The organism is Sulfurimonas sp. HSL1-2 (assembly GCF_039645565.1).
Taxonomy (GTDB): Bacteria; Campylobacterota; Campylobacteria; order Campylobacterales; family Sulfurimonadaceae; genus Thiomicrolovo; species Thiomicrolovo zhangzhouensis.
In genome coordinates, this window is record NZ_CP147914.1 from 1,747,414 (window position 1) to 1,764,073 (window position 16,660).

Annotated in this window: 15 protein-coding genes; 8 read left to right on the plus strand and 7 right to left on the minus strand. The window is 61.2% G+C overall.

Annotated features, from left to right (window positions below; translation table 11 throughout):
- Positions 1 to 10: 10 nt before the first annotated feature.
- Entirely contained in the window at positions 11 to 439 is a 429-nt protein-coding gene (locus WCX18_RS09045) for a TOBE domain-containing protein (protein WP_345987274.1), read from the minus strand.
- Between the two features lie 11 nt (positions 440 to 450).
- The gene (locus WCX18_RS09050) at positions 451 to 1,926 is read right to left on the minus strand and encodes a hypothetical protein (protein WP_345987275.1); all 1,476 of its coding nucleotides are present in this window, start codon (positions 1,924 to 1,926) and stop codon (positions 451 to 453) included.
- A 274-nt stretch (positions 1,927 to 2,200) separates the two neighbouring features.
- Here WCX18_RS09050 and WCX18_RS09055 point away from each other — a divergent pair, with 274 nt between their 5' ends.
- Together WCX18_RS09055 and WCX18_RS09060 are read left to right on the plus strand one after the other, a co-directional pair.
- Positions 2,201 to 3,541, plus strand: coding sequence for an MATE family efflux transporter (locus WCX18_RS09055; protein ID WP_345987276.1), 1,341 nt, complete (start codon positions 2,201 to 2,203; stop codon positions 3,539 to 3,541).
- Between the two features lie 185 nt (positions 3,542 to 3,726).
- On the plus strand, positions 3,727 to 4,599 hold the full coding sequence (locus WCX18_RS09060) for a hypothetical protein (protein ID WP_345987277.1): 873 nt from the start codon (positions 3,727 to 3,729) through the stop codon (positions 4,597 to 4,599).
- 2 nt (positions 4,600 to 4,601) lie between these two features.
- Here WCX18_RS09060 and WCX18_RS09065 read toward each other — a convergent pair whose 3' ends face one another.
- From WCX18_RS09065 to WCX18_RS09075, 3 genes are read right to left on the minus strand one after another with little or no spacing between them, the layout of a single operon-like run.
- Positions 4,602 to 5,444 carry a thiamine pyrophosphate-dependent enzyme gene (locus tag WCX18_RS09065; RefSeq protein WP_345987278.1) on the minus strand — a complete coding sequence of 281 codons (843 nt, stop codon included), beginning with the start codon at positions 5,442 to 5,444 and terminating at the stop codon, positions 4,602 to 4,604.
- Entirely contained in the window at positions 5,441 to 8,017 is a 2,577-nt protein-coding gene (locus WCX18_RS09070; protein WP_345987279.1) for a 2-oxoacid:acceptor oxidoreductase subunit alpha, read from the minus strand. The genes WCX18_RS09065 and WCX18_RS09070 overlap by 4 nt, the downstream gene beginning before the upstream one ends.
- Positions 8,018 to 8,065: 48 nt before the next feature.
- A complete protein-coding gene (locus tag WCX18_RS09075; protein ID WP_345987280.1) occupies positions 8,066 to 8,746 on the minus strand; it encodes a superoxide dismutase in 681 nt (226 codons plus the stop codon).
- Between the two features lie 169 nt (positions 8,747 to 8,915).
- On the opposite strand from WCX18_RS09075, the gene WCX18_RS09080 reads away from it, so the two are divergent.
- The 3 genes from WCX18_RS09080 to WCX18_RS09090 are packed head-to-tail and all read left to right on the plus strand — an operon-like array spanning position 8,916 to position 11,654.
- Positions 8,916 to 9,809 (plus strand): DMT family transporter, encoded by an 894-nt coding sequence (locus tag WCX18_RS09080; RefSeq protein ID WP_345987281.1) that lies wholly within the window; start codon positions 8,916 to 8,918, stop codon positions 9,807 to 9,809.
- 3 nt (positions 9,810 to 9,812) lie between these two features.
- A complete protein-coding gene (locus WCX18_RS09085; protein ID WP_345987282.1) occupies positions 9,813 to 11,030 on the plus strand; it encodes an NAD(P)/FAD-dependent oxidoreductase in 1,218 nt (405 codons plus the stop codon).
- A 57-nt stretch (positions 11,031 to 11,087) separates the two neighbouring features.
- Entirely contained in the window at positions 11,088 to 11,654 is a 567-nt protein-coding gene (locus WCX18_RS09090) for a Spy/CpxP family protein refolding chaperone (RefSeq protein ID WP_345987283.1), read from the plus strand.
- A gap of 121 nt (positions 11,655 to 11,775) precedes the next feature.
- Here WCX18_RS09090 and WCX18_RS09095 read toward each other — a convergent pair whose 3' ends face one another.
- Positions 11,776 to 12,651, minus strand: a complete 876-nt coding sequence (locus tag WCX18_RS09095) for an AraC family transcriptional regulator (protein WP_345984857.1) — start codon at positions 12,649 to 12,651, stop codon at positions 11,776 to 11,778.
- A gap of 99 nt (positions 12,652 to 12,750) precedes the next feature.
- Here WCX18_RS09095 and WCX18_RS09100 point away from each other — a divergent pair, with 99 nt between their 5' ends.
- Positions 12,751 to 13,899, plus strand: coding sequence for a PLP-dependent aminotransferase family protein (locus WCX18_RS09100; RefSeq protein ID WP_345987284.1), 1,149 nt, complete (start codon positions 12,751 to 12,753; stop codon positions 13,897 to 13,899).
- A 48-nt stretch (positions 13,900 to 13,947) separates the two neighbouring features.
- Here the strand turns inward: WCX18_RS09100 and WCX18_RS09105 are convergent, their stop codons facing one another.
- The gene (locus tag WCX18_RS09105) at positions 13,948 to 14,715 is read right to left on the minus strand and encodes an ATP-binding protein (RefSeq protein WP_345987285.1); all 768 of its coding nucleotides are present in this window, start codon (positions 14,713 to 14,715) and stop codon (positions 13,948 to 13,950) included.
- Between the two features lie 101 nt (positions 14,716 to 14,816).
- Between WCX18_RS09105 and WCX18_RS09110 the strand changes: the two genes are divergently transcribed.
- Together WCX18_RS09110 and WCX18_RS09115 are read left to right on the plus strand one after the other, a co-directional pair.
- A complete protein-coding gene (locus WCX18_RS09110; RefSeq protein ID WP_345987286.1) occupies positions 14,817 to 15,683 on the plus strand; it encodes a TIGR01777 family oxidoreductase in 867 nt (288 codons plus the stop codon).
- A gap of 111 nt (positions 15,684 to 15,794) precedes the next feature.
- Entirely contained in the window at positions 15,795 to 16,655 is an 861-nt protein-coding gene (locus tag WCX18_RS09115) for a hypothetical protein (RefSeq protein ID WP_345987287.1), read from the plus strand.
- Positions 16,656 to 16,660 lie beyond the last annotated feature (5 nt).

The following is a 16,660-nucleotide window of genomic DNA, read 5'->3' on the forward strand; positions in this document are numbered from 1 at the left end:
TTCCTTCTTTTTATCGGACAGGTTTGGCGATCATCATGTCCGAGGCTTTGACGATCGCGACAACGGGCATCCCCGGCTGCAGCGCCAGGTTGGAAACGGCGTCGTCGGTCACGGTCGCGCTGATGCGGTCCCCGCCGCCGAGCCGGATCCGTACTTCCGCATTGACGACGCCGCGGTGGATGCTTTCGACGACCCCTTCGAGCCGGTTTCGGGCACTGATGGGGATGACCCACCCGGTCGCGACCAGCACGTGCGAATCCTTGAAAAAAGCGATGACCCGGTCCCCCTCCCTGACGGAGAGGGCCTCAGAGGCATTCCCGGTGATCGAAGCGAACAGATGTGTTCCCTGCAGTGTTTTGAGCTCCAGCAGAGCACTGACCCCGTCCCGGCACACCGAGACGATATCGGCATCGATCTGGTTACGCGCACTGATCATCATCCTCCGCTCCTTTAGAAGAGGTAGTTGATCTCGAAACGGGCATCCAGGCTGTCGGCATCCGTTTTCTCGGTGTCGTTGTAGCCCAGGCGCAGCCGCCACTGAAGGTCGGCCAGCATCGGCAGGTTCTGGACAAAGCCGAGGTAGTAGTAGTTCTCGTCAGAGTACCCCTTCGACTCGTCCGCATCGGTATGGAGGATGGAGGCCTGGACGAAAATGTCGGTAAAGACGCCGGTTTTGTTGGCGGCGCGCTGCAGCTCGACGCGGTAGCTCTTCGTGTTTGCCATCCAGTTGTAGCGGGCCATCGAACGGGTGTAGCCCGCCGTCGGGAAGCCGCGCCACGGAGTGATCAGGTCCGCTTCGTCAAAGACCTGGGTATAGCCGACGTTGAGCTTGTACTTGCCCATCTGCGCCACGAGCCGGGCGGCGAGCATCTGGGCGTCAAGGGAGTCGGCCTCTTCATAGCCGCCGGTCGCACCGCTCTGGCCTGCAAGTTTGCCGCTGTACGCCGCGCCGCCGACCTTCCCGGCCCCGTTGTCAAACTGCTGGATATAGCGAATGCCCGGTGTCAGCGATACGCTGCCGAGGCTGATCTTGTAGTTCGCCTCCGCCATAAGCTCGCTGACGAGTTCCGGGACGATGTAGAAGGAGGCGTCGAGTTTCAGGTTGGGGATGGCCGTATTGTGCAGATCCCCCGTGATCAGCGGCGCATCCGTCGGTTTGCCGGCAGCTTTGAGCGCCGTGTAGGTAAGCCCCTTGTGCATCGCGGAGTCGTCGTTTTCACTCCACTCCGGATGCTCCGAACTGCTGCTGTTCGCATCCCCGTACATCAAAACGGCGTGCGCCTGCGTATGGTCGCGCAGTTTCTGCTCGGCGAGGTACGCTACTTTCACCGCCGTCGCCGGCACCGCTGTCGTATCGATAACGATCCCGTCAAAAGTGTTCGGGATCATTTTCGTGTCGTTGGATTTGGTATAGAAAGTCTCCACCAGCTGACGGCCGACGGCGATGCGCATTTTGGGAATGCCGCTGTAGGCGATATAGGCCTGTCCTACGACACCCATTCCCTTGTTCTCCGTATTGACGTAATCGTAGCGGCTGAGAACATCCTTGCCCGGTTTAATCAGGCCGATCGGGTCGTCGTTGTTGTCGAAAAAGGCCTGGGAGTAGTAGAGGCCCATCCCGAAATCAAACCCGCCGAAGGTCGCACTGTTATAGACCAGCGATCCGCCGAGGGCCGAGATAATATGATTGTCCTGCTTCGCCGTCTCGTCTTCCCACTGGTAGTAGAAGGTGTTTGAACGCAGCCGGCCGTAGAAGACCCCGCCGCTGAACATTTCCGAAAAGTGCTCCGCCTGCCCGGGCACATCGTTATATACCAGCGTATAGTTCGCGTTGAGCGCCTGCTTCGGCAGGGCCGCATCCGCGGCATACACCGATACACTCAACATCCCCGCTGCTGCGGCACTTATCCATCCGATTGTTTTCAATGAATCTCCTTATCTGGTGCGCTTGCCCATTCGTTATATTTTAATAAACATAACGGTATCTGCAACGCCCATTCCTTTTAAAGTGCTAAGAAATGGCGGATATCCACGCAAATTTGCGACAAAATGCGACAAAAGTGTTATATCCTTAAAAATATAACGAAATACTAGAAGAAGTTGCCTTGCCCCCTGCTTAAAAAGTGTACGCCCCCCGTAACGGTATCCTAAGACGAAGCAAGGGGCTCTATACTATAGACAAAAACCCGGATGGTAATGCATGCAGCTTGATCTCACCCGCGGCAGTATCAAAACGCATATCAGGACGTTGGCCGTGCCTGCCTGCATCGGCTTTTTTTTTCATACCCTCTTTAACATCACCGATACCTACTTCGCGGGGACGATCTCGACCCAGGCCCTGGCGGCCCTCTCCCTCTCCTTCCCGATCTTCTTCATCATCATCTCCCTCGCCGAAGGGATGAGCGAGGCGGTGACAGCGCTCGTCGGCAATGCGCTGGGGGCCGGCGAAATGGAAACGGCCCGCCACCTCGCCGGCAATGCACTCTTCTTCGGTGCCCTGCTCGCGCTGGCGCTGACGGCCGCAGGCTTTGCCGCCGCCCCTGCCCTGATGGCCTCGCTCGGGGCCAGCGACGCCTACCTTGCCGAAGCCCTGGCCTACATCAATGTCATCATCGCCGGGACGGGACTCTTCGTCTTCACCTTCTTCTTGAACGCACTGCTCAATGCCGTCGGAGACACCGTCTCCTTCCGCAACGTGCTCATGGCCGCCGCCGTGATCAACGTCGCGCTGGACGCCTGGTTCGTGCGCGGCGGGTTCGGCGTGGCGCCGATGGGCGTGGCAGGCATCGCCCTGGCCACGGTCATCATCGAATCCATGAGTGCCGCCTACCTCTTTTACCGCTTCAAAAGCAAACCCGCCTACCGCGGCAACACCCCCTTCCGTCTCGATCCCTCGGCGCTGGGCGAACTGATCCGGCAGGGGATTCCCCCCAGTGCCAATCTGGCGCTGATGGCCGCGGGCATCTACATCATCACCTATTTTGCCGCGCCCTACGGTCAGGAGGTCGTCGCGGCCTACGGGGTGGGCATGCGTATCGAACAGATCATCCTGATGCCCGCCGTCGGGCTCAACGTCGCGGTCCTCGCCATCGTTGCCCAGAACAGCGGCGCCCGCCGTTTCGAACGTATCGGCGAGACGGTCGGCCGCTCCCTCTTCTACGGCGCCGTCGTCGCCCTCATCGGCGGTATCATGCTGTTTGCCGGTGCCGAAACGGTCATGGACATTTTCAGTAAGGTACCGGGCGTCATTGACGAAGGGGCGCTCTACCTGCGCGTCGAGGCCTTCCTGATCTACCCCTTCGTCGTCATCTTCACCTACGTTGCGATGCTCCAGGGGGTCAAACGGCCCGCGTTCATCTTCTATATCAGCCTTGCCCGGCAGGTCGTCGCGCCGCTGATCGTGCTTTGGATACTGGCCCGCATCGCCCCGGCCGCACTCTCCGTCTGGCTCGGCATCGGCGGCGTCGTCATTGCCGCTGCCGCCATCACCTACTGGTACGCGCGCCGCATCCTGACCGACCTCTCCCGCTCCCTGCACTGACGCCCTTTTATCCACCAAGAATGATGAAATATTCATCACCGAAGAATAGACTTTGCATGAAAACTCATCTACAATGCCCGGCGTGAATACGATTTGACACCAGACATTATATTTTTCTCCTTTTCCAGTTTCCCGGCGCGGTCGTGCCGGGGAAGAGAATTTGACAATTTTACGAAGGAGTTTCCATGCAGAACCTAGTATCCATTTACGAAGAAAATGCCGACCTTATCCAGAAATTCATCCTCGCGTCCATCCAGCGGATCGGACTCGTCCATCTGACGGAAAAAAACGTCAAACACATTTTTTCCGTCTTCCCGAGCCTGGAGCTGGCCTACGAAACCGACGAAGGGTTCGCCCAGACCTCCGCCAACCACAGCCGCCACAAAAAAGATTCGACAGCCGTCGGCGCAGACCGCAGCTACCTTATCGACGAGAGCAGACTCACCGGAGACTACTATTTTCATGAACCCTACCTCTCCACGACGACGGGGCATCTGTGCATCACCGCCGTCTACAAGACGGCCAAGGGCGGGTACATCCTGCTGGATTTCCAGCTGCGCAACCTTCTCGAACGCTTCATGCTGATCGAGAACAACGGCGCCCTCAAGCTGACCCACCGTACCCTCTACGGCATCATCGGCGGGGGCCTGCTGCTGCTGGGGATCATTGTCGTCCTCTACGGGCTTTTCAGTTTCGGCCACTACCTCATCATCGAGGAGGAGCTCTCGCTGGAGATGTTCTTCAAGCCCGTCATCGCCCTGACCCTGGGCATGGCCGTTTACGACCTGGGCAAAACGATCGTCGACCAGGAGGTCATGCCCAAAACGCAGAAAGTCCACGAGGGAATCAAGGTCAAGACCCTGCTCAACTTTTCCGTCTCCATCCTCATCGCCCTGATGATCGAGGCGCTGCTCGTTGTTTTCAAGATCTCCATCTCCAACTACCACGACCTCCCCTACGCCGCTACGCTGATCGGGGCGCTCGCCCTGCTCTTCTTTGTCTTCTCGTACTTCATCTACATCGTCAGGAAGAGCGGGAGCGCGCCGGAGCTCGAATAGCCTCAGTAGGCGTCAAAAAGCGCCTGGATGTGCGCGGCGTCATGGGTCGCGAGGTAGAGCGGCCGCCGCTGCCCGTGGCGGACGCGTTCGTCGAAGGTCTCCGTTTCCCGGCGGTAAAAAATACCCAGTGGAAACGGCCCAGTCTCCATCGCCCGCGTCATCGCCGCGCCGAGATCGGACGCGTCATGGGAGGCGTCCAGTTCGTAAGTATGCTCTTTGAACCAGCCGAAGGTGTTGATCTTGTTGAAGGTCACGCAGGGCTGAAAGATGTCGACCAGGGCGTAACCGCGGTGCAGGAAGGCGGCTTTGAGGACGCTTTTGGCATGTTCGGGGTTCCCGATATTGACCCGGGAGACGAACCCCGCCCGCAGCGCCAGCGCCACGGCCAGGGGGTTGAAGGGCTCGTTGCCGACCCCGTCGACCTGCACCTTCGTTTCCATCCCTCTCTGGCTCGTCGGCGACGCCTGCCCCTTGGTCAGCCCGTAAATCATATTGTTATGGACGATGTGCACGATATCGACGTTGCGGCGGACGGCATGCAGGAAGTGGTTGCCCCCCTCCCCGTACATATCGCCGTCGCCCCCCTCGGCGACAACGGTCAGTTCGGGGTTGGCCGCCTTGACGGCCGTCGCGACGGGTACGGCACGCCCGTGCAGCACTCCGAACATATTGACGTCCACGTAATAGGGCGTCTTCGCCGCCTGTCCGATGCCTGAGACGATGACGACGCTCCGCCCTTCGGCGCCGAGGTCGTCCAGCACCTTGCGGATCAGCGTGAGGATGCCGAAGTTCCCGCACCCCGGGCACCAGCCGATATCGACGTTTTCGCGTTCAAACGGTTTCATGAGAGCTCCTTTAGCACGGCAGCGAGTTCCGCTGCCAGCTGATCGGCGAAATAGGCAAAGCCGTTGCTTTGCAGAATACGCCGGTCGGCCACAATGCCGTGCAGCGCCAGCTGCTCCGCAAAGGCGCCGTCGGCATTGTTTTCGACGACGACACGGTAGTCGTAGGTCTCCAGGAAGGACAGCTGTTCGGGGTTGAGCGGATGCATCCAGGCGAAGTGGACCTGGCAGGTCCGGTCGTCGCCCAGTCGTGCCAGGGCCTCGGCAATCGCTCCGCGGCTCGAGCCCCAGCCGATCACGGCGATGCTGCCTGCCCCGCGCACTTCCGGTGCCCACGCCTCGGCCCTTATGCCTTCGGCCTTGCGGGCCCGCTTGGCGACCATCGCCTCGCGGACACGGAAATCCTCGGTGATCTGCCCCCTTGCGTCATGCTCGTGCCCGTCACTGCAGACCAGCCCCTCGCCGCCGCCCGGGACGGCCCGGGGACTGACGCCCGAGGGGGTATCAACATAGCGGTTGTAGGTTTCGGCAGCCGGCACAATGTAGCGCCGCTGTGCGAATGCGGCGAAATCGACATCGCCCGTCATCGCCATCGTATCGGCGAGGTACTGGTCGCTGAGCACGATGACGGGCACCTGCCAGCGGTCGGCCAGCTCAAAGGCAAGGTGGCCCAGTTCGACGCATTCATGCAGTGAACCCGGGGCAAGCACGATCCGCGGGAAGGGGCCGTGCCCCGAATGCAGCGCCAGGTTCAGATCGCCCTGCTCGCTGCGGGTCGGCAGCCCCGTCGCCGGACCGGGCCGCTGCGCGAGATAGACGACGGCGGGGGTCTCCGTGATGCCCGAGAGGCTGATCCCCTCGCCCATCAATGCAAACCCGCCCCCCGAGGTCGTCGTCAGCGCCCGCGCCCCGGCGTACCACGCCCCCATCACAAGGTGGATCGAAGCGATCTCGTCCTCGCTCTGTTCCACGGCGATCTCAAAACGTTTGGACATCCCCGCCATAAAGTTCAGCACCCCCGTGGAGGGGGACATGGGGTAGGAGGCGACGAAGTTGCACCCCCCGGCGAGAAAGCCGAAGCCGCAGGCGGTCGTGCCGTCCATCAGGTGCAGGGCTGCGGCCCCTTCGGGATGGGAATGGGGCAATGGCGGCAGCGGAGGGTGCTGAAGGGTACGGCCCGCTTCGGCCCCGGCCTGCACCGCGGCGGCATTCCCCTCATCCCCGGAAAACCGTGCCTGCACGACAGCCTTCAGGGTGTCGCTCTCAAGGCCGAGCATCCCGTAGACCAGCCCGGCGGCATAGGTGTTGGCGTAACGCGCGTCGCCCAGCCGCTGCGCCTCGCGCTGCATCGCAACGGCGATCGCGCCGGGCGCCTCCGCCGCAAAACGCTCATCGGTCAGCACGACCGTTTGCACGGTCAGGCGCGGCGCGGCATGGGTCAGGGCCAGGGCATCGAGCGCAATAAAGAGGTCCACCTCCCAGCAGGGGGCCTGCAGCGGGGCATCGGCGATACGGATAAGGGTCGTATTGCTCCCCCCGCGGACCCGGGACATGAACTCCTTGCTCGAATAGACGTAGTAGCCGCTTCGGACAAAGGCGTCACTGAGCAGCTTCTCAAGCGTATCGATCCCCATACCTGCCGCCCCGCCGATCAGTATGGAGAGACTCTGCGCAGTTCCGGGCGGGGTTGAGGCTGCCGACAGAGGTCCCAGCAGCGGCGGCAGGGAAGCGTCTGCGGCAAATGGCACCTCATACCGTCCTGCCGAAGGCAGTTTCGCATCCGTCTCCGGCGAAGGCGCAGGCCCGGATGCCGCCGCGGGAGCGGGTGTGGAGGTTGTTTGCACCTGGGGATAAGGCATGCTCTCGCCCCAGGTGATCTTGCCGCCGTAGTAGCCGAGCACGATTACCCCCGCGCCCGTCAGCAGGACGATCGCATGGTAGGCAATGCTTTCGGCCCGCCACGTGTAAACGATGCCCGGTTCTTCCATATAGAGCACGATCGCGACAACCCCGGCCACCAGCATCGCTACGGAAAGAATGATCTTGACGGCGAAGGGGCGGCGCCAGATGCCGCCGTAATTGATCCGCCAGCTGATCAGCCCCGGTACCATCGCGACCGCCCCCATAACCGTCGCCGCCAGGAAGGTATAGAAAACGGCGGCGGCATAGAGCGCAGTCGGCACGGCGAAAAAGAGCAGGTCCATCAGCGTGGCAAAAAGGTGAAGGGCGATGGGGAAATGAACGGTCATAGGATGGGGATGGTAGCGGCGGTAAAGCGCCTGCCAGCGGCGGCGGCGTTCCTTTGCACTGTCCGGGGGAGCGGGCGGGTCGTCGTCGGCCTGCTGCCGCGGCTCCGCTTCCAGGGTGCCGACGACGCTGTAGCGTTCAAACACCTCCTCGCCGTGCGGGGCACCCTCGAGCATCGGGGTCAGGTCCCGACCTGCCTGGTGCATCCCCTGGTGGTTCCCCTCCGCCCACATCGGGCTCTCGGAAACGTCGTAGACCTTCCCTTTATAGGCAACATAGGCAGGTCTTCCTTCACGGCCGTCATACGCCGCGAGTTCACGCGAAGTCATGGCCTCCTCCTTTCTAAAAAGCGTTGTTGTGGAGGCCGTCACGCCTGTTTACGTGGCGGTCGTTTCGTTTGCCTGCATCGTATCGACGTAGTCGCACACCTCGGTGTTGTCGTTGCACGGCTGGCTGTAGCCGGCGATGGGGTCGTTCTCCTCCGCGGCGAGGTTGTCGGAAACGAAGCGCCAGTTGATCAGCTGCCACCACTTCTCCAGGTACTCCGGCCGGGCGTTGCGGCGGTCGATGTAATAGGCGTGCTCCCAGACGTCGCAGACCAGCAGCGGCCGCCGTCCGTAGCGTACGGGCGTATCGGCGTTGGAGGTCGTCTCGATCACCAGGGTGTTCTCGGCGCTCAGTACGAGCCAGGTCCACCCCGACCCGAACAGCCCGGCCGCCGCGGCGAGGAAGGCACCCTTGAAGCCCTCCATCGAACCGAAGTCGCGCGCAATCATCTCGGCGAGCTCCGCCGACGGCACCGTGGCACCTGCGGAGAGACCCAGCCAGTAGAAATCGTGGTTGAAGACCTGGGCGGCGTTGTTGAAGATGCCGCCCTCCGCGTCTCGGATGATATTGAGCAGCGGTGCCTCTTCGAAGGGGGTCCCCTCGATCAGGCCGTTCAGTTTGTTGACGTAGCCGGCATGGTGTTTCCCGTAATGGAAGGAGACCGTTTCGGCAGAGATGTTGGGTTCCAGCGCCGTCGCTTCGTACGGCAGTTTCATCAGTTCGAATGCCATGATATGCTCCTTTCTGTGAGCGTACTTTTATTATCATAACTTATCCAGGTAAAGGGATGAGAAGGAATTCGGGTTAGCGGCAGGATCAAGCCTGCCTTCAGAATAGCCACTGCAGCGCCAAACAGCCCGGCCAATTAGAGTATACTTCCGCCAAAAAAGTCTTCCCAGTGTGAAAAAGTTTCTCTCCCAGACCGACCGCGGCGTGCTCTTCATGCTGCTCAGCGCCCTTATCTCCGCGCTCAACGGTGCCGTCGCGAAGCTGCTCGGCGACGACCTGAGCGCGCTGGAGATCGTCTTTTTCCGGAACCTCATCGGGGTCGTCATCATCCTCGTGATGCTGCGCCACACTCCGCCCGCGCTGCCCGGCGGCAAACTGCACCTGCTGCTGCTGCGCGGCTTTTTCGGCTTCAGTGCGATGATCCTCTTTTTCTATACGATCACCGTCATCCCCCTGGGCGAAGCGATCACGCTCAACAAGACCTCCCCGCTCTTCGTCTCCATTCTCGCTTTTTTCCTGATGAAGGAACACCTCAGCCGCTACGCTGTCGCGGCGCTCGTCATCGGCTTCACCGGGGTTCTCTTCATCTCCAAGCCGACGGGGATGCTGATGGGGTACGAGCACTTCCTCGGGCTGCTCGGCGGCTTCTTCGCCGCCTCCGCCTACGCGACCATCAAGACGATCCGCCACGTCTACGACACCCGCGTCATCGTCCTCTCTTTTATGGGGGTTGGCGCCCTCGCGCCGCTGGTGCTCTTCGCCCTCGCCCCCTTCGTAAACGCGCCCGACGCCCTTGCATTCCTCTTTCCTGCGTTCTTCTGGCCCACGTCGCCGAAGGTGTGGGCACTGATCGCATTCATGGCCCTTATCTCCACCCTCTCGCAGTGGCTGCTCACCAAGGCGTACAGTTTCAGCAAGGCAGGGATCATCGGGGCGGTGAGCTATACGAACATCCCCTTCGCCGTCGGTTTCGGCATCATGCTCGGCGACGGCTTCCCCGACGCCGCCGTCTGGCTGGGCATCGCCATGATCGTCGCGGCCGGACTTCTGGTCAAAAAAGGATAATTAATGCAGCAAGAACACATCGTCATTCTCGGCGGCGGCTACGGCGGTCTCAGGGCCGTCGAGCATCTCGTCGGCGACCCGCGCTTCCGCATCACGCTGGTGGATCGCCACCCCTACCACTACCTGCAGACCGAAGCCTACGGCTACATCGCAGGGCGCTTCGACATTCACGACATCACCATAGACCTGGCAAACTGGTGCCGGGGTTTCGGCAGCCGTGTCCGCTTCGTGCAGGCCGAGATCACCGGCATCGACCCGGAAGCGCGGACGGTCCTCCTCGAAGAAGAGCGCCTGGGATACGACAGCCTTATCATCGCGACCGGGGCGCGCACGAACTTCTTCGCATTCATCAAGGGACTGCGGGAGAACAGCTACGGGGTCAAGAACCTCCAGCGCGCCTTCGCTTTCCGCCAGACCTTCGAACAGCTCGTCTACACCAAGGTCGAAGAGCCCCGTGACCCGGCGCCCGGCGAACTGCATATCGCCATCGGCGGGGCGGGGCTGAGCGGCGTCGAGATCGCCGCCGAGATGGCCGACGTCATCGAAAAACACCACAAAACCCTCGGTACCAACGCCAAAAAGATCCGGATCACCCTCATCGACGCGGCCCCGTCGATCCTGCCGGGGATGAGCGACTACATCGTCCGCAGCACGACGATGCGCCTGGAATCCCTCGGCATCCGGATCCTGACTAACGCCTTTATCGACAGGGTCGAAGACGGCATCATCCATCTCAAGGACGAGACGCGCCTCCCCTACTGTTTCATGATCTTTACCGGGGGGATCATCGCCAACACCCCCGCCTCCGAGCCGGCCCGCGAGACCAACCGGCTCGGCCAGATCCTCCCCGACGCCTACCTGCGGCTCGCACCGCACATGAACGTCTATGCCGTCGGGGACTGCGTCGAACTCAGGGATACGGCGGGCAATCTCCTGCCGCCGACGGCCCAAACGGCGGAGAAAAGCGCCGAATACGTCGCGGACGCGATCAAAAAACGCCTCGAGGGCAGGCCCGTCGCCCCCTTCCATGCCAAGGTCGACGGGGTCTTCGTCGCCCTCGGCGGCCGCTATGCCGTCGGCGAACTCTTCGGCGTCATCCGGGTCAAAGGCTACACGGCCTACCTGCTCAAAAAACTCATCACCAAGGGGTACTACCTCGGGCTGAAACTGCGGATCAACACCGGCTTCAAAAAGCGGAGCGCAGTGCACGAAATTAACTGAAAATTAATGCCTTTGTCCTACAATGGTTTCACTTAACCATTCACAGGAGTTCTCAGGATGAAACCTTTCGCAAAAATGGCCCTTATCGCGGCCGCAGCCCTCGCCATCACTACCACCTCGGCTTCCGCATGCAGCGGGCAGAGCGGCATGCAGGGAATGCACGGCAGCAGCGACAACAAAATGCACATTGCCCGCAAAGTCGTTGACGCCGTCAGCCAGACGGGGCTCAGTACCGCGCAGACCCAGGCCGTCACCGACGCCATCAACACCTTCAAGGCGAAGATGATGACGCGCAAAGCGGCCAAAACGTTCCCGATCGACGCCTTCGGCGACAGTGCCTTCGATGCCAAACAGTTCAAAGCGTTCCAGCAGAAGCAGTTTGATGCGAAGATGGACGCCATGACCGAACTCTTTAACAGCATCTACGCCACCCTGACCCCGGAGCAGCGCCCCGTGTTCAAACGCGCCTTTACCGCCCCGATGGTCAAAAAGATGATCAGGCAGAACATGATCAAAGGCGGCATGAAGGGCGGCGGGATGAAGAACAGCGGTGCGAAGAACGGCGGCATGAAGAACAGCGGCATGAAATGCGGGGGGATGAAGTGCGGCGGCATGTCGCGCTGACACAGGCCCTTTTCCCTTCAGCCGGAACGGGCCGACGGCCCGCCCGGACATCCTTCCCCACCCTAAGCAAAACCACCCCTTTCTCGCACACCTCCCTCTTTTTTAAAGCGGACAGATCCTCTCAGATCACACTGATGGGCAGGTAGAAGTCCAGGTCGAAACGTTCATCGCGTTCAAGAAAATGGTTCCGGCGGTAGACGACGTAGGGCGGAAGGGTCTTCGCCTCGAACCCGCTCTCCGGCAGCCACGTATGGTAGATGTGGCGGATCAGGTTCGGTACCTCGCCGTAGCGCCCCTGCATCGTAAAGCGTGCGCACAGCGACGGCGGGATGACGAAGCTGGAGACGCTACCCGTCACTTCGAACGTCTCGGGGATCTCGATGGCCGCGACGTAGGCGCATTCGTTCAGCGGCACGATCGAGGGGTTGTCGTGGTGGAGCCCGATCTGCCGGGCAGACTCCAGGCCGTGTTCGACCGCGTACGCATAGAGCCGCCGCCAGACGTCGGCAATGGAGCGGTTGTAGCCCCGGTGACGGATGTAGGCGACACGGATGGCGGGCATCTTGACAATCTCCGGTTTCAGCCCGGTAAAATCCGACGTTATCCGCGGCGCGTTGTCCGAGTAGCGGATGTTCTCCTTTGAAAAATCGAGGTAGCCCCCTTCGCGCCACTGCGTCGGGGTGAGGCTGTAGCGCTGCCTGAAGGCGCGGATAAACGCCGAATGCGTGCTGTAGCCGCACTGCTGCGCGATCGCCGACACCTTCTCTTTCTTGTTGACAATCAGCAGGTTGGCCGCCTTCTGCAGCCGGATGGACTGCAGGGTATCGTAGAAGTTCCGCCCCGTCACCTCCTTGAAGATCCGGTGGAAATGGTACACGCTCGTACGGTTGCGCTCTGCAAGCACCTCCAGGGTGATCGGCGAGTCGATATGGCGGTAGATGTAATACAGCGCATCATTGACCACGTGAGCGTGGTGGCGCAGCGTCTCTTTCTTCATAAGACCATTTTAGCAAGATCTGCATAGTTTTATGCAAGAAATATTGAAGAGATATCTTCGGAATCGGCGTATCATCGCGTTCATACAAAAGGATACAAAATGAAACGCCAATTTATCCGGGAGATCCTGGATGTTATCACCGCGGACACCATTTCATTCGCCGGCGGGCTTCCCGACGCCGACCTCTTCCCGATCGACGCATTCAAAGTCGCGGCAGACAGGGTCCTGTCCGATCCCGCTTCGTTGCAGTATTCGCGTTCGCAGGGCTACGCCCCCCTGCGCGAAAAGATCGCGCAGCGCTATACCGACGCGGGTTTCGAAACCCGTGCGGACGAGATCCTCATCACCACCGGTTCCCAGCAGGCCATCAATCTCATCGCCCTGAGCATGCTTCCCTTCGGGGTCACCGTCGAGCTGCCCGCCTATCTCGGTGCGCTCGGCGCGTTCCGTCTGGCGAAGACGAAAACCGATGGGGTCGCCCTGGAACACGACGGTATCGCGATGACACCGTTCAGACGCAGCATCGCCAGGACGGGGGCGGCCTACCTGATCCCGGACTTCCAGAACCCGACGGGGCTGCGCTACAGCGACGCCAAACGCAATGCCGCTACCAAAGCGCTGCTGGACGCGGATGCTCTGCTGATCGAAGACGCCCCCTACAGCGAGCTCTATTTCGACCATGCCTCCCGGCCCATCAGCGCGGCGATGCCCGAACGCAGCTTCCACCTGGGCTCCTTTTCCAAGATCCTGGCCCCCGGCCTGAGGGTCGGATGGGTCCGGGCCAGCGAGGCGAACCTGCGCCGGCTGATCATTGTCAAAGAGGCGATCGACCTGCATACGTCGACGCTGGACCAGCGCCTGATCGACGCGTTTTGGGACGCCGAGGGGCTTGACCGCCACCTCTCAACCCTCCGCATCCACTACCGGGCCAAGAAAAATGCACTCGCCGGCGCACTGCGGACGCAGCTTCCCGATTTCATTTTCGACGAGCCCCACGGCGGCATGTTCCTCTACGGAAGGCTGCCCGGCTACGATACGAGAATGCTGGTCAACCGCTGCCTGGAGCACGGGGTCGCTTTCGTTCCCGGCAGCGAGTTCTACCCGGGAACGCCTGCGCTCGACGAGCTCCGGCTCAACTTCACCCACACCGACCCCGCGCAGATGCACCGCGGTGTACGCCTGATGGCCGAAGCCTACCGCGAACAGGTCGTTTCCAAAATCACGGGACTTGTAAAAGCCACCGCGTAACAAGCGCGCATCACGCCTTCACGGGAGGAACGGTGCACGCCGGGCACCTCAGCGCCCGAGCTGCTGCATGAAATGCAGGTAGAACTGCTTGGCCGTCCGTCCGCTGCGCGACGCCCGCCCGGCCGCGAAGCGCAGCGCTTCGCGCATCAGTGTCTCCCGCTCGACCTCGACCCCTTTGAAATAGTGTTCCACCATGGCCAGGTAATCGTCCTGCGTTCCCTGGTAAAAAGAGAGCCAGAGCCCGAAACGGTCCGCCAGCGAGATCTTCTCCTCGACACTGTCGCCGTAATGCAGCTCGCCGTCCCTGACTGTCGTACCGGCATTGTCGCTCATGTATTCGGGGACGAGGTGGCGGCGGTTCGAGGTGGCGTAGACCCGGACGTTTTCCGGTGCGCTCTCGATGGAACCCTCCATCGCGCTTTTGAGGTAGGTGTAGGAGAGGTCCGTCTCTCCGAACGTGAGATCGTCGAGGTAGAGGATGAAGCGGTAGGGCTCGTCGCGCAGCTCGTCGATCACCTCCGGCAGGTAGGAGAGATCCTCCTTGAAAAACTCAACGATCCGCAGCCCCTCCTCAAAGTAGGCCTGCAGCAGTGCCTTGACCAGCGAGGACTTCCCCGTCCCGCGGCTCCCCCAGAGCAGCACGTTGTTCGCGAAGCGCCCCGCCAGGAAGTTCTCCGTGTTCTCGACCAGCGCCTGCTTCTGGCGGTCGATTTTGATCAGCCCCTCCAGCGGCACCGCCTCCACTTCGGCGATGGGTTTGAGGGTCCCCGTGCGCCGTCTGAATACAGCAGCCTTGGTCGTCTTCCACGCAATCATAGCGCCTCCTTGAGGACAGAACTTTTTCTGCCATTATACCCCTGTGCAAATTTCGGGCACCTTCGCTACAATGATAATAGAATTTCACAACGGAGGGCGGAATGAGAATTGCCATGGGCGGTGCCACCGGGTTTGTCGGGAAACACCTGCGGAGACGATTTGAAGCGGAGGGGTGGGCGGTCGTGCCGCTCGGCCGCAGCGACCTCGCGCTCCCGGCCGAGGCGCTGGCCGAGAAGCTCATCGGCGCCGATGTCATCATCAATATCGCCGGGGCCCCCGTCGACCGCCGCTGGAGCCGCCGTTACAAAGCGCTGCTCGTCTCCAGCCGCGTCGGCACGACGGAACGCCTCGTCGAGGCGATCGGCCTGCTGGAGGTCAAACCCTCGCTCTATATCGGCGGTTCCGCCGTCGGTATCTATCCGTCGAAAAAGTGGCATGACGAACTGAGCGAGGAATATGCCTACACCTTCCTGAGCGAACTCTGCCGCCAGTGGGAAGCCGCCGCGACGGAAGTCAAAGCCTACGGTGTACGAACGGTCATCTTCCGCCTGGGCATCGTCCTGGGCAACGGGGGGATGCTTTCGCGGATGCTGCCCGCCTTCCGGCTCGGCCTCGGCGGGGTGGTCGGCGACGGGAAGCAGTACCTCTCCTGGATCCACATCGGCGACCTCTGCGAAGCCTTTGCCCGCGCCATTTCCGATACCCAAATGCGGGGGATCTACAACCTCGTCGCGCCCCGGGTTTCGACCAACAAGGAACTTACCGAGGCACTGGGAACACGGCTGCACCGCCCCACCTTCATGCGGCTGCCCTACTGGTTCCTGCGCCTCGTTTTCGGCGAAGGGGCACAGGTGATCGCCGGCGGGCAGTGGGCCGTACCGCGCCGCCTGCTCGATGCCGGTTTCACCTTCCGCTTTGAACACCTCGGCGACGCCCTGGACAATCTGCTTGCAAAACGGAAGGATTGAGCTCTTCGGGCCCCGCCCGAGTGAAAAAACGCTATAATTCCACCATCATTCGCAGCGGCGGAGCGTACCGAAAATCCGTAGCTTTTTTCCCTGCATTACCAAGGACCAACCATGGCTATCCCATCCGTAGCGTTCAAACGCCAGAACCACCGCCTTCTTCTCTGTGAAGATACCCGCAAAGACGAACTGCTTGCCCAGCTGCTCGCAGAAAACGCCGGCCGAAAGATCAGCGTCGTCACCGCCGGCGACGCTGCGGCCATCAACGTCCCCGAAACCGTCACCGTCCTTAGCGACGATGCCCTGGAGGGCGCGGAAAGCTGCGACCTGCTGATCAGCTACGACCTGCCGGAGGCGCCGCAGCGCTATGTCGACCGTATGGCCCTGGCCCGCGAAGCCGCCCTTGTCCTGCTGGGCGAAGCGGACCGCCCGCGGCTGATGGGCATCGAGATGCTGCTGGGCCGCGCCATCTCCCAGGAGCGCCCGGAGGGCTTTGCCCCCGAAGAGAGCGCCGCGCCGACACAGCGCCCGAAACGCTACAAAAAACCCTCCGCACGCCTCTACGAAGAAGCGGCACCGAAAAAAGCACCGGTCAAGCCGAAGGGGAAAGGTGCGCCCCGCAAACCGAAAGAGAGCGGCGTCTCACGCTATATCGGCACCGACGAGAACGGCAAGCCGATGTTCTCCGGCAAGACCGGCGAACGCAACCACCGCGCCGACGGAAAGCCCCATACCGAAGAGAGCCTGGCGGCCAAAAAAGAGTGGGAAGAGAAACGCAAAAAAAGCGGCGGCAAAAAGCCCTATGATGTGAAAAAGAAACCGCCCTACAAAGGGGAAAAGAAACCTTACGACGCGCAGAAAGGGCCGGGGAAACCTGCCTCTTCCCAGGAGAAAAAGCCCGAAAGCACCAAGCCCAAACGCCCGATGATCCGCATCAAAGCGGAAAAGCTCAAAAAGAGCGAACCGAAAAAATAACCGCC